Source organism: Dellaglioa sp. CoH-57-MRSF-18 (assembly GCF_056781995.1).
This window is the reverse complement of sequence record NZ_JBXAXX010000003.1, coordinates 1-14,562: the sequence shown is the minus strand read 5'-3', so window position 1 is coordinate 14,562 and position 14,562 is coordinate 1. Positions and strand designations below refer to the sequence as shown.

The following is a 14,562-nucleotide window of genomic DNA, read 5'->3' as shown; positions in this document are numbered from 1 at the left end:
AAAAAAGCTAAGCAAATTTGCTTAGCTTTTACTTTAATCTTCGATTGCGTCATTCAAATGACCATAATTGAATAGAATATTTAAGATAACAGCCGACAGACTACCGACAACAAGTCCATTACCAAAAATGGTCTGGATTGTTAAGGGTAATGCTTGGAGTAATGCTGGTTGTACTGTTACACCAAGTCCTAAGCTGACCGAAATACCGATAATTAATAAATTACTATTACTACCTTCAACTTCGCGCAACATTTTAATACCTTGTGCACCAACCATACCGAACATAACTAACATAGCACCACCTAAAACGGCTGCTGGAATGACAGTTGCTGCTGCACCAATTTTAGGAAGTAACCCTAAAGCAATTAAAAAGAACGCTGAAAAATAAACAGGTTTCTTCGTTTTAATTCCTGATAGTTGCACAATTCCAACATTTTGTGAAAATGTCGAGTATGGGAACGTATTAAAGATACCACCTAAAACAGCTGCGATACCTTCAGCACGGTACCCTTTTTTTAAATCATCTTTTCTGATTGGACGACCAACGATATCTCCCAGCGCAAAAAATACACCAGTTGATTCAATCATAGTTGTTAACGCTGCTAATATCATAGTCACAATTGATGACCATTCAAATTTAGGGGCAGCAAACATAAAAACATGGGGTAATTGAAACCAATTAGCTTGGCTAACTGGGTCTAATGTTACTTTTCCCATAAATGAGGCAACGACCACACCAACTAAAATACCAATTAAGATACCCACTTGTTGAATGAATCCGCGGCCCCAAATGTTCAAGCCTAAAATAACGGCAATGGTTACACCTGCAACTATTAAGTTAGGGATACTACCAAATGATTTGGCTGTCACATCCCCACCGCCCATGTTGGTAAAGGCAACTGGAATTAACGTTAATCCGATTAACGTAATTAATGATCCTGTCACTACTGGTGGGAAGAATTTTCTAATGTTTGCAAAGAATCCCGAAATTAGAAATATAAAAATACCAGCAGCAATAATTGATCCATACATTGTTCCTAATCCAAAATGTTTTCCTACTGCAGTCAATGGTGCAACGTATTCAATCGCGCACCCAAGTACTACAGGTAAACCAATGCCAGTAAAACGTGTGCGTTTCAATTGTAATAATGTTGCAATCCCACACATGAAAATATCCATCGAAACTAAATAAGTAATTTGTTTTGTACTAAACCCAAGTGCAGCCCCAACTAATAATGGTACCAAAATGTCGCCTGAATACATGGCTAATAAATGCTGTAATCCTAATATTGCTGCTCTAAAATTTGATAAATTAGATTCATCCAAACTACTATTTTCTAATTCCGTGCTATTCTTCATTTGATCCTCCACATTATCTTTCACACTAATAAGTCGGATTTTCTATGGATTTCATGCCTAATACATGCTTGCTTTAACTCACATATAGTCCGGAATTTACGGCTCCGGGTAGAAACTAGCATCCATATCATGACATTATATAGGTGATCAGTATTTTTTATTGTATGACAATATTAACACAGTCTATTTACCCATACAATGGTTTGCGGACGTTATTAAAATGTAAGCGTTAATTGTTCGCTAATAAAGCACAAAAAAAAGAACAACTCTTAAATTAATAAGAATTGTTCTTTTTTAGCTATGACGTTAATCGTTCACGCTAGCTTCTTCTTCTTTCATTCGTTTCTCAATATCTGAGATTGAATAAACATTAGCTGAAATTGAACCTGTTTCTTTTGGTTTAATTTGACGGTAATCTGGCATACCAGTACCGGCAGGAATAATCTTACCAATAATAACATTTTCTTTCAGACCAATTAATGGATCATTCTTACCGCGAATAGCAGCATCCGTAAGAACACGAGTTGTTTCTTGGAATGATGCAGCTGATAAGAAACTGTTTGTTTCTAGAGATGCTTTAGTGATACCAAGTAAGACAGGACGTGAAGTAGCTGGAATGCCACCTTTGATCAATGTCTTATAGTTATCTTCTTTAAGATCCATGATATCCATTAAAGTACCTGGTAATACATTTGTGTCACCGGGATCCATAACGCGAACCTTACGTAACATTTGACGAGACATAACCTCCACATGCTTATCAGAGATTTCTACCCCTTGCATACGATATACTTTTTGAACTTCACGAAGAATATAATTCTCCGTAGAAAGAACATCACGAACTTGAATTAATTGTTTAGGATCAATTGAACCAACTGTTAGTGCTTCACCACGATGAATTTTATCACCTTCGGCAACTTTAAGAACAGCAGTATAAGGTAAACTATATGTTCGTGTATCAGTTTCACCTTTAACTGTTACTTCTTTAGTACGTTCAGCAGGATTTTCTTCAATTGCTTCAATCATACCTGTTACTTCTGTAATTTCAGCACGACCTTTAGGATTACGTGCTTCGAAGATTTCTTGAACACGAGGTAACCCTTGTGTAATATCATCTCCAGCAACCCCACCAGTATGGAAAGTACGCATTGTTAATTGAGTTCCGGGTTCACCGATTGATTGAGCAGCAACAGTACCAACTGCTTCACCAACTTCAACCTGATCACCAGTAGCCATATTACGACCATAACAATGTTCACAAACCCCATGCTTAGTGTTACATGTAAATGCTGAGCGGATAGTTACTTGTTCGATTCCAGCAGCGATAATTGCTTGCGCTTTGCTTTCTTCGATCATTTCGTTTGAAGCGACAATAACTTCACCAGTTTCAGGATTTTTAACGGTCTTCATTGCATAACGACCTAAGATACGGTCATACAATGGTTCGATCATTTCATTTCCTTCTTTAATAGCTGATACATCTAAGCCACGATCAGTGAAACAATCTTTCTCACGAATAATAACATCTTGAGCAACATCAACAAGTCGACGAGTCAAGTATCCAGAATCGGCAGTCTTCAAGGCCGTATCAGTCATACCTTTACGAGCCCCATGAGTTGAAATAAACATTTCCAACACTGACAAACCTTCACGGAAGTTAGAAATAATAGGTAATTCCATTGTTTTACCATTAGGAGCTGCCATCAAACCACGCATACCAGCTAATTGAGTAAAGTTAGAAATATTACCACGGGCTCCAGAATCACTCATCATTTGAATAGGATTTTGTGTGCCCAATGCTTCCATTAGTTTTTGTTGAATATCATCTTTTGCTTGTGTCCAGATAGCAATAACACGTTCATAACGTTCATCTTCTGTAATCAAACCTCGACGGAATTGTTTTGCAACTAAAGCAACTTGTTTATGAGCTTCTTCAATAATTGCAGGTTTTTCCTTTAAGTCAGTTACATCAGAAATACCAACTGTAATACCAGCATGTGTTGATTGATCATAACCTAAGTTTTTAAGACGATCTAACATCTTAGACGTTTCAGTTACTTTAAATCGTTTATAAACTTCAGAAATGATATCACTCAAGAATCCTTTTTTGAAAGGTAAAATAATTTCTTGTGCTTTAATAACATCACCAATATTTTGACCAGGTTCAACAAAATATTTGTCGGCTGTTTTATTAATTAAGTTATCATTCTTAGGTTCATTAATGTAGGCAAATTCATTAGGTAAAATTTCATTAAAGATTGCTTTACCAACAGTTGTTATCATAATGCGTTCTTTTTGCCAATCTGTAAATGGTTTACCTTCAGCAGCTAATGTTGCTGTTTGTAATCCAATACGAGTGTGCAAATGAACGTAACCATTACGGTAAGCCATTACAGCTTCGTTAGCATCTTTAAAGATCATACCTTCGCCTTCGCGGCCAGCTTCTTCCATTGTAAGGTAGTAGTTACCTAAAACCATATCTTGAGAAGGTGTTACAACTGGTTTACCATCTTTAGGTGCCAAGATATGATGAGCAGCTAACATAAGCAAACGAGCTTCTGCTTGTGCTTCATCAGATAAAGGTACATGGATAGCCATTTGATCTCCATCAAAATCAGCATTGTAAGCTTCACAAGCTAAGGGATGAAGACGAATTGCTTTACCATCAACTAAAATTGGTTCGAAAGCTTGAATACCAAGACGATGAAGTGTTGGTGCGCGGTTAAGGAGAACTGGATGTTCAACAATAACTTCTTCTAAAACATCCCAGATATCTTCATCGCGACGATCAAGTTTACGTTTAGCATTTTTAATATTTGAAGCCATTTCACGTTTAACAAGTTCTTTCATCATAAATGGTTTGAATAATTCCAAAGCCATTTCACGAGGAATACCACATTGATTCATTTGTAACGTTGGTCCAACAGCAATAACTGAACGGCCTGAATAATCAACACGTTTTCCAAGTAAATTTTGACGGAAACGTCCTTGTTTACCTTTCAACATATGTGAAAGAGATTTCAATGGTCGGTTACCAGGTCCAGTAACTGGACGGCCACGACGACCATTATCAATCAATGCATCAACAGCTTCTTGTAACATACGTTTTTCATTTTGAACAATAATACCAGGAGCGTTCAAATCTAATAAACGTTTTAGTCGGTTATTTCGGTTAATAACCCGTCTGTATAAATCATTCAAATCAGAAGTGGCAAAACGGCCACCTTCTAATTGAACCATTGGACGTAAGTCAGGTGGAATAATAGGAACAGCATCCATAACCATCCATGCAGGTTCATTTTCAGAAAGTAAGAATGCTTCTAAAATGTCCAAACGACGAACAGCACGTGTTCTCTTTTGGCCAGTAGCATCTTTCAATTCTTCTTTTAATTCTTCAGATTCACCAGCAAGATTAACATCACGTAATAAATGACGAATAGCGTCAGCACCCATTCCAGCTTCGAATTCAGTCCCGTATTCTTCACGTTTTTCACGATATTCACGTTCTGTTAATAACTGTTTCTTTTCAAGAGGTGTGTTACCAGGTTCAGTAACAACGTAAGAAGCAAAGTAGATAACTTCTTCCAAAGCACGAGGACTCATGTCTAAGACAAGACCCATACGACTTGGAATTCCTTTAAAGTACCAGATATGTGTAACTGGTGCAGCTAATTCAATATGACCCATACGTTCGCGACGTACTTTAGAACGAGTAACTTCAACACCACAACGATCACAGACGATACCTTTATAGCGAATACGTTTGTATTTACCACAGGCACATTCCCAATCTTTTGTTGGTCCAAAAATACGTTCATCGAATAGTCCGTCTTTTTCAGGTTTTAATGTACGATAATTGATTGTTTCGGGCTTTTTAACTTCACCATATGACCAGCTTCTAATCTTATCAGAAGATGCTAAGCCAATTTGCATGCTATCAAATTTATTGACATCGATCAAAGGACCGACCTCCCTTTAGTTTTATAGTGTGTTGGATTTCTCAAACTAAGCATTAGCTTCATCCACACAAATTTGAGTTCAGTAACTAAGCCAAAATTATTCTTTGTTCATTTCAGCAGCCATTTTTTCGGCTTCTTCTTTAGCTTTTTTCTCTTTTTGTTCATTAGCTAATTTGCTTAACGCATCCACATTAACGATATCATCATCGTCATCATCCATGTCACGTAATTCAATTTCAGTCTTTTTAGCATCAAGTACTTTCATATCTAATCCTAATGACTGTAATTCTTTAACAAGAACACGGAATGATTCAGGAACACCTGGTTTAGGAATTGGTTCGCCTTTGACAATTGCTTCGTATGTTTTCACACGACCCACAACATCATCAGATTTATACGTTAAAATTTCTTGTAACGTGTAAGCAGCACCATAAGCCTCAAGTGCCCAAACTTCCATTTCACCAAAACGTTGTCCACCAAATTGTGCTTTACCACCTAATGGTTGTTGCGTTACTAATGAGTATGGTCCTATTGAACGAGCATGGATTTTATCATCAACCATGTGAGCAAGTTTCATATAGTACATAACACCTACAGAAACACGGTTATCAAATGCATCACCTGTACGTCCATCATATAAGATTGTCTTACCATCATCTGAAATTCCAGCTTCTTTAAAGACATTCCAGATATCTGAATCGCGAGCACCATCAAAAACTGGTGTTGCAACATGGATACCTAATTTACGAGCAGCCATACCTAAATGAAGATCTAAAACTTGTCCAATATTCATACGAGAAGGAACACCCATGGGATTCAAAAGAATATCAACTGGTGTACCATCTGGCATGTAAGGCATATCTTCAGAAGGGACAACGATTGAAACAACCCCTTTGTTACCATGACGTCCAGCCATCTTATCACCCACACGTAACTTACGTTTTTGTGCAATGTAGATACGAACCATCATATTAACACCAGGACTTAATTCATCCCCTGCTTCACGAGTAAAGATTTTAACATCTTGAACAATACCGCCACCACCATGAGGAACTTTCAATGAAGTATCGCGTACTTCACGAGCCTTTTCTCCAAAGATAGCATGTAATAAACGTTCTTCAGCAGATAATTCAGTAACCCCTTTAGGTGTTACTTTACCAACTAAGATATCACCATCATTAACTTCAGCACCAATACGGACGATACCAAATTCATCAAGATCTTTTAATGAATCTTCACCAACATTAGGAATTTCACGAGTAATTTCTTCAGGTCCTAATTTTGTATCACGTGCTTCTGATTCAAATTCTTCAATATGAATTGATGTGTAGACATCATCACGAACAAGACGTTCGTTAATGATAACAGCATCTTCAAAGTTATAACCATTCCAAGTCATAAAGGCAACTAATGGGTTTTGGCCTAAAGCTAATTCCCCATTTTCCATTGAAGGACCATCAGCTAAAATTTCATCAGCATCAACATGATCGTTTACACGAACAATTGGACGTTGATTGTAGTTTTTACCACCATTTGAACGATGGAATTTCATTAATTTGTATTTATCTAAAGCGCCATCTTCACGACGAACACGAATTTCACGTGCATCAACGTATTCAACAGTACCTTCGTTTTTGTTAATTAAAGCGACACCAGAATCATGAGCTGCCTTATATTCAATACCTGTACCAACAAGTGGTGAATGAGGATTGATTAAAGGAACAGCTTGACGTTGCATATTGGCACCCATCAAGGCACGGTTAGAATCATCATTTTCCAAGAAAGGAATACATGCTGTAGCAACAGCCACAACTTGTTTAGGTGAAACATCCATGTAATCGACTTTATCAATACCGATTTCGATATTTTCTGAACGATTACGAGCCATAACGAGTTCATTTACAAATGAATCATCTTCATTTAATGGTGAGTTAGCCTGTGCAATAACATAGTTATCTTCTTCATCAGCAGTCAAGTAATCGATTTTATCAGTTACTTGATGTGATTCCCAGCTCACACGACGATAAGGTGTTTCAATAAAACCATATCGGTTAACACGTGCATAACTTGATAAACTATTAATCAAACCAATGTTAGGTCCTTCAGGCGTTTCAATTGGACACATACGACCGTAATGCGTGTAATGAACATCACGAACTTCATATCCAGCACGATCACGAGTCAAACCACCAGGTCCTAAGGCAGAAAGACGACGTTTATGTGTCAATTCACCAAGTGGATTAGTTTGATCCATGAATTGTGATAATTGAGATGAACCAAAGAATTCTTTAATAGAAGCCACAACAGGACGAATGTTAATCAATTGTTGTGGTGTAACAGTTGTTGTATCTTGAATTGACATACGTTCACGTACAACACGTTCCATACGTGATAAACCAATTCTAAATTGATTTTGTAGTAATTCACCAACTGAACGAATACGACGGTTACCTAAATGATCAATATCATCCACAGAACCAATATTTTCTTTTAAATTAAAGAAATAGTTCATTGAAGCAATAATATCAGCAGGTACAATATGTTTGTATTGTAAGTCAATATTGCCATTACCAATCATTGGCATCTCACGTTCTGGGTCTACTTGAGAATAAACCTTAACGATTTGAAGTACCATAGGTTCAGTAACAACACCATCTTCTGATGGGTGGTATGTGACCGTCTTGAAATCTTGACGATCAAGATATGGTGCTAAAGTTTCCATAACTTGTTTATCAATTACGGTATCTTTTTGTGCAAGTACTTCACCAGTATCTGGATCAGCCAATGTTTCAGCTAATGTTTGGTTCAATAAACGTGTTTTCAAGCTTAATTTTTTATTAATTTTGTAACGACCAACTGGAGCTAAGTCGTAACGTTTTGGATCAAAGAAACGAGCTGTCAATAAACTACGTGAGCTATCAGCTGTTTTAGGTTCGCCGGGACGTAGACGTTCATAAACATCTTTTAAAGATTCTTCAACACGTGAATCATCCGTATTTTTATGAACATCTTTTTCAAGTGTTAGCATTAAGCTATCATTGTTACCCAACATTTCAATAATTTCATCATCAGAACCAAATCCTAAAGCGCGGACCAATTCAGTTAATGGAATTTTACGTGTACGATCAATACGTACATATGAAATATTTTTAGCATCTGATTCATATTCTAACCATGCACCACGGTTAGGAATAACAGTTGTGCCATATGTTTCACGGCCATTTTTATCTAATGAACCATTGTAGTAAACCCCTGGTGAACGAACTAATTGAGAAACAATAACTCGTTCAGCACCATTAATGATAAATGTTCCTTGTTCTGTCATTAATGGGAAATCACCAAAGAAAACATCTTGAGATTTAATTTCGCCAGTTTCATGGTTAGTTAAACGTAATGTAACATGTAATGGAGCCGAATAGTTCGCATCATGTGCGCGTGCTTCATCTACAGTGTATTTAGGTTCTAATAATTGGTAATCAACAAATTCTAATGATAAGTTACCAGCAAAATCGTCAATTGGCATGATGTCTTCAAACATTTCACGAAGACCTTCATCCAAGAACCATTGGTAAGAGTCACTTTGAATTTCGATTAAATTAGGTAAATCTAAAACTTCTTTGATACGTGCGTAACTTCTACGTGTACTGTGTTTACCGTAGTTTACTAAATGTCCAGCCAAATTAGTCACCTCTCAAATTTATTCTGTAAACCTGCCAAAGTCCGATGATTTTATATTACAGTTTGATTACAAATTGCATACTAGACGAAAAAATCGGTTTTTTTGGCAAAAGAAAAAACAAAAACAGTTTATTTATTTTTAAATAATCACCATTTTTGTCTCTCTATAAGGCTTCTTACGGACAATAGATCGTAATCAGCTATAAAAATTCACAGTATTATACATTTAATTATCATATACGCTATTGAATCGGATGTCAACAGTTCGTGCTCATTAAGTCATCGTCACAAATTCTTCAGCACTCGTTGGGTGAATAGCAACTGTATCATCGAAATCTTTTTTAGTTGCGCCCATTTTAATTGCTACTGCAAATCCTTGTAGCATTTCGTCCATGCCTTCTCCAACACCATGTAATCCAACAATTCGTTCATCTTTACCAACCGTAATTAACTTCAGGTTTTCCTTCACCTTACTATCACCTAAACTATAACGCATTGGTGTAAATGATGATCGATAAATTTTTAGATTTTCTTGACCATATTCTAAAGTTGCTTCAGCTTCAGTTAAACCAATCGTTCCAGCAACTGGATGTGAGAATACCACTGTGGGTACCAATTTATAATCTAAATGTTCCGTAGGTTTATTATTAAACACACGCTCCATTAATCTTCGGCTAGCTGCAATTGCAACAGGTGTTAAGTCAAGTTTACCAATAACATCCCCAGTCGCATAAATACCAGCAACTGATGTATTTTGATACTCGTCGACCACAATAGTACCATTATCATTTAATTTAATATTTGTGGCAGAAATATTCATTTTATCGGTAACTGGTCGGCGGCCAACCGCCCAAATAACACAATCTACGACCAATGAGTCATCATTGGTAATAACTTCATATTTACCATCACTTCGCCGTTTCAACTCTGTCACCTTTGAGTTAAAACTAATATCAATTCCATTTTCTATATACGTTTCTGTTACATTTGTTGAAATTAATTCATCAAAATTAGGTAACAACGTGTCGTATTTTGCATACATGTGAACTTTTGACCCTAGTGCATTCAACGTTCCAGCAAGTTCAGTACCAATATAACCGTTTCCGATAACCGCAACTTTAGCAGGTAATTCTTTCAAATCATCAAAGAATTGATTAGATTCAATCCCATACGTTGCGCCAGGAATGTCGGGTATATTGGGTGTTCCACCAGTTGCAATTAGTATGTGCTCTGAGACATATTTTGAGCCATTAACTTCAACTGTTTGATTATCAATAAATTTTGCATAGCCTTTAATGACTTGTACCTGATTTTTATCTAAATTTCTGAAATATGCGCCATGTAATCGTTCAATATATGCAGAACGGTTAGCAACTAATTTTTCAAAATCAAGTTGCGGCTGTTGTTTAGTAAACCCATAATCAGTAGCTAAATCAAAATCTTGTGCTAACGCTGCTGCAGACCACATAATCTTTTTAGGTACACATCCAACGTTGACACAAGTTCCACCAATTTCATTTCCTTCTATTAAAATTACTTTTTTTCCAAAAGAACCAGCTCGATTTGCTGCTGCAATTCCAGCAGAGCCTCCACCAATTACAATAAGATCTATTTTTTCCATAGATAACACTCCTTTTCTAGTGATAAAAAAGGTGCAACTACATGAATAGTTACACCTTTTTAAGTTTACTTCACTGCTACTTTAGTTTTTGATTCTTTAATCGTTACTTTGATAACACCTTTTACAGCACCAATTGTAATATTATCATTATCTTTTATTTGACCAGAAAGAAGAATATCACTTAGACGGTCCTCAACTTCTGTTTGTAATGCACGACGAATGGGTCTAGCACCATATTCTGGATCAAACCCTGCCTTAGCAATCACATCAATTGCTGCAGGTGATATTTTAACCTTAATATCTTGTTCCTTCAACCTATCAATAACTTCTTTAGTCATCAATTTCACAATCTCATGTAATTCAACTTTAGTTAATGAATGGAATATAATTGATTCATCAATTCGGTTTAAAAATTCTGGACGAAAGGCTTTTTTAAGAGCCGCGCGAATTTTTCCAGACATTGCCTTATATTCATCTTTTTCAGATTCTACACCAAATCCAACAAACTTCTCATCACGAACGGCAGTTGCACCTAAGTTAGATGTCATAATGATAATTGTATTTCTAAAATCAATACGACGTCCTTTAGAATCTGTTAAGTATCCATCATCTAACACTTGAAGTAAAATATTAAAAACATCAGGATGCGCTTTTTCAACTTCATCCAAGAGAACAACAGAATATGGTGTCTGACGAACTTTTTCAGTCAATTGTCCACCTTCATCATATCCAACGTAACCTGGTGGCGATCCAATCAAGCGACTTGTACTATATTTTTCCATATATTCCGACATATCCACTCGAATCATTGCTTCTTCAGAGCCAAACATAGCTTCAGCAAGTGCCTTAGCTAATTCAGTTTTACCAACACCCGTTGGCCCAAGGAACATGAATGAACCAATTGGTCTTGCTGGATTTTTCAATCCGCTTCTAGCACGTCGAATAGCCTTTGCAATTGAGCTAACTGCCTCATTTTGACCAATAACACGTTTATGCAAAATGTCTTCAAGATGAATTAAGCGATCACTTTCACTTTTATTCAATTGTTGTACTGGAACACCTGTCCAATCAGAAACAATTCCTGCAATTTCTTCGCTAGTTACCTTTATATCATAATGTTCTGCACTAGACTTAACGGCAGCATTTTTTTCGGCTTCTAAATCTTCAACCTGCTTTTTAACACGCATTTCTTTTGTACGAATACCCGCAGCTAATTCAAAATCTTGCTGACTAACTGCATCATCTTTTTGTTGACGCAATTCGTCAAGTTGATCTTGTTTTTTACTTAATTTTGATTTAGTCCTTGGGCGCTCAATACGAACCTGAGCAGCGGCTTCATCCATTAAATCAATCGCCTTATCAGGTAGGAATCGATCAGTAATATATCGATTACCCATTTCTACTGCTGCTTCAATTGCATCATCGGTAATTTGCACGCGATGATGTGCCTCATATTTAGGTCGGAGTCCCTTTAAAATATCAACAGTCTGTGCTTCTGTTGGTTCTTTGATTGTGATTGTCGCAAAACGTCGTTCCAAAGCAGCATCAGATTCAATGTATTTTTGATACTCATCTAATGTCGTTGCACCAATAACTTGAACTTCACCACGAGCCAATGCAGGTTTTAATATATTAGATGCATCTATTGCACCTTCTGCACCCCCTGCACCAATTAACGTGTGTAATTCATCAATAAATAAAATAACATCTTTAGTCGTGTATACTTCTTTCAATATTTTCTTTAACCGATCTTCAAATTCACCACGATATTTTGTTCCCGCAACTAATGATCCCATATCAAGCATCATTAATCGTTTTCCAATCATGTCTTCAGGAACGTTTCCGTCAACTAATCGTTGAGCAAACCCCTCAGCGATTGCAGTCTTACCAACACCAGGTTCACCAATTAACACTGGATTATTCTTAGTTCGACGACTCAATACTTGAGTTAATCTTTTCACTTCAGAATCTCGACCAATTACAGGGTCAATCTGCTTATCACGAGCCATTTTAGTCAAATCACGTGCTAATTCATCTAATGTAGGTGTTCCCTCTTCTGGAGTTTGTTTACCACGATTCTTTTGTCTCATCTGAACTTCACTGACACCAAGTTGACGGAAAATCATTTTACGTACCTGCTTAACATCAGCACTTAATCCGCCCATAATTCTTGATGATAATATTTCATTATTACTTGTTAGCGCTAGTAAAAGATGCTCTGTACCCACCTTACTTGCATTTAAATTTTTAGCTTCATCGTTAGCAATTGATAAAATCATTTTTGCTTTTGGTGAGTAAGGTAAATAATTATCATTTTTATTTAATCTCAATGATCCATAACCAGTGAATCTTTCGATTTCTTCCATTATATCTTCTGGATCAACATTAAATTGTTTCAATACTTTATCTGCAATACCATTTTGTACTTCAGACAAAGCCAAAAGTAAATGTTCAGTACCAACGGCTTGTTGACGATAGTGTTTAGCAGCTTCCTGTGCTCGAATAAGAACTTCTTTTGCACTCGGCGTAAATAAATTATCCATATTATTACCTCTTTCTACTCTTCATATCGTAAGCGATTAATTAAATTAATCAACATTTTAGCGCGTATCATATTTTCTGATTCTGTATCCATACCAAGAAAAACATCTTTCTTTATTATAGCTAAAACTAAATTTGATTCTTTTTTTGTCAATGTCTTCTCATCATATAAACTTTGAATAATATCGTAACCTTCTTGTTGGGATACGTTTGTACCAATTAAATTTTCTATTGTTTGAATAAATTCTTGATCTACAAAAAGATTTACCTTTTCTATCCTAATATATCCACCGCCACCACGTTTACTCTCTACTACATATCCATTTTGAATAGTAAATCGCGTGTTAATAACATAATTTATTTGCGATGGTACACAATTAAATAATTCAGCAACTTCAGAACGTTTAATGACTATTTCTTTTTCGTCTAAAAGAATTTTCTTAAAATACTTCTCAATCACATCAGAAATATTCTGACCCTGCATATTCATCACCTCAAATAGTTTGACTAATGTTGACTTTCATTATACGAAATATAAATTAAAATTGAAAGTTATTTGTCCTAAACAAAAAAAGGAATTTAAACATAAAGTTTAAATTCCTTTTTCAATTAATCGGGAAAACAGGATTCGAACCTGCGACCCCCTGGTCCCAAACCAGGTGCTCTACCAAGCTGAGCTATTTCCCGAACACAAAAAAATGCACCCAGTAGGAGTCGAACCTACAACCTTCTGATTCGTAGTCAGACACTCTATCCAGTTGCGCTATGGGTGCATTAAAAATATAAAATTAAAACAATAAATGGTGCCGAGGACCGGAATCGAACCGGTACGGTGATCACTCACCGCAGGATTTTAAGTCCTGTGCGTCTGCCAGTTCCGCCACCCCGGCATTTATTGAAAAGCGGAAGACGGGATTCGAACCCGCGACCCCCACCTTGGCAAGGTGATGCTCTACCACTGAGCTACTTCCGCAAAAAAATTAAAAAATGGTGCCGACTAGACGATTCGAACGCCCGACCCCCTGATTACAAATCAGGTGCTCTACCAACTGAGCTAAGTCGGCATAACTGAAAATGATGCGGGTGAAGGGACTTGAACCCCCACGTCTTACGACGCTAGATCCTAAATCTAGTGCGTCTGCCAATTCCGCCACACCCGCAGAATGTGGAATTGAAAATGAGCCGTGACAGGCTCGAACTGTCGACCCTCTGATTAAAAGTCAGATGCTCTACCAACTGAGCTAACGGCTCAAATGGAGGTTACAGGGCTTGAACCTGTGACCCTCTGCTTGTAAGGCAGACGCTCTCCCAACTGAGCTAAACCTCCAAATAATAAAAAAAGCATGGCAACGTCCTACCCTCGCAGGGGGCGACCCCCAACTACTCTTGGCGCTAAGAAGCTTA

6 protein-coding genes, 8 tRNA genes and 1 riboswitch are annotated in these 14,562 nt (G+C 36.9%); all 14 genes read right to left on the bottom strand.

The window, feature by feature from the left end; genetic code table 11:
• Positions 1-33: 33 nt before the first annotated feature.
• The 14 genes from AC1RPG_RS03750 to AC1RPG_RS03685 all read right to left on the bottom strand — a co-directional run bounded on the left by AC1RPG_RS03750 (position 34) and on the right by AC1RPG_RS03685 (position 14,485).
• Entirely contained in the window at positions 34-1,359 is a 1,326-nt protein-coding gene (locus AC1RPG_RS03750; protein WP_481761618.1) for a nucleobase:cation symporter-2 family protein, read from the bottom strand.
• A 65-nt stretch (positions 1,360-1,424) separates the two neighbouring features.
• Positions 1,425-1,522: riboswitch (purine riboswitch) on the bottom strand.
• A gap of 143 nt (positions 1,523-1,665) precedes the next feature.
• Positions 1,666-5,319: a DNA-directed RNA polymerase subunit beta' gene (rpoC, locus tag AC1RPG_RS03745; RefSeq protein WP_481761619.1), complete on the bottom strand. Its 3,654-nt coding sequence runs from the start codon at positions 5,317-5,319 to the stop codon at positions 1,666-1,668.
• A 96-nt stretch (positions 5,320-5,415) separates the two neighbouring features.
• Positions 5,416-9,006 carry a DNA-directed RNA polymerase subunit beta gene (gene rpoB / locus AC1RPG_RS03740; protein WP_481761620.1) on the bottom strand — a complete coding sequence of 1,197 codons (3,591 nt, stop codon included), beginning with the start codon at positions 9,004-9,006 and terminating at the stop codon, positions 5,416-5,418.
• Between the two features lie 264 nt (positions 9,007-9,270).
• Positions 9,271-10,617, bottom strand: coding sequence for a glutathione-disulfide reductase (gorA, locus tag AC1RPG_RS03735; RefSeq protein ID WP_481761621.1), 1,347 nt, complete (start codon positions 10,615-10,617; stop codon positions 9,271-9,273).
• Between the two features lie 65 nt (positions 10,618-10,682).
• Complete coding sequence (locus AC1RPG_RS03730; protein WP_481761622.1) at positions 10,683-13,160, bottom strand: ATP-dependent Clp protease ATP-binding subunit; 2,478 nt, start codon at positions 13,158-13,160, stop codon at positions 10,683-10,685.
• 14 nt (positions 13,161-13,174) lie between these two features.
• A complete protein-coding gene (locus tag AC1RPG_RS03725; protein WP_481761623.1) occupies positions 13,175-13,642 on the bottom strand; it encodes a CtsR family transcriptional regulator in 468 nt (155 codons plus the stop codon).
• Between the two features lie 129 nt (positions 13,643-13,771).
• Positions 13,772-13,845 (bottom strand) — tRNA-Pro (locus AC1RPG_RS03720).
• 12 nt (positions 13,846-13,857) lie between these two features.
• Positions 13,858-13,931, bottom strand: a tRNA-Arg gene (locus AC1RPG_RS03715).
• A gap of 28 nt (positions 13,932-13,959) precedes the next feature.
• Positions 13,960-14,048 (bottom strand) — tRNA-Leu (locus AC1RPG_RS03710).
• A gap of 11 nt (positions 14,049-14,059) precedes the next feature.
• Positions 14,060-14,131: transfer RNA gene (locus AC1RPG_RS03705), tRNA-Gly, on the bottom strand.
• A 15-nt stretch (positions 14,132-14,146) separates the two neighbouring features.
• A tRNA-Thr gene (locus AC1RPG_RS03700) sits at positions 14,147-14,222 on the bottom strand.
• Positions 14,223-14,236: 14 nt separating this feature from the next.
• A tRNA-Leu gene (locus AC1RPG_RS03695) sits at positions 14,237-14,318 on the bottom strand.
• Positions 14,319-14,336: 18 nt separating this feature from the next.
• Positions 14,337-14,409, bottom strand: a tRNA-Lys gene (locus AC1RPG_RS03690).
• A 3-nt stretch (positions 14,410-14,412) separates the two neighbouring features.
• Positions 14,413-14,485 (bottom strand) — tRNA-Val (locus tag AC1RPG_RS03685).
• Positions 14,486-14,562 lie beyond the last annotated feature (77 nt).

Bases quoted from the DNA above. Each gene is read 5' to 3' on its own strand.
- gorA (WP_481761621.1), bottom strand. From the start codon at position 10,617: ATGGAAAAAATAGATCTTATTGTAATTGGTGGAGGCTCTGCTGGAATT.
- AC1RPG_RS03725 (WP_481761623.1), bottom strand. From the start codon at position 13,642: ATGCAGGGTCAGAATATTTCTGATGTGATTGAGAAGTATTTTAAGAAA.
- AC1RPG_RS03730 (WP_481761622.1), bottom strand. From the start codon at position 13,160: ATGGATAATTTATTTACGCCGAGTGCAAAAGAAGTTCTTATTCGAGCA.
- AC1RPG_RS03750 (WP_481761618.1), bottom strand. From the start codon at position 1,359: ATGAAGAATAGCACGGAATTAGAAAATAGTAGTTTGGATGAATCTAAT.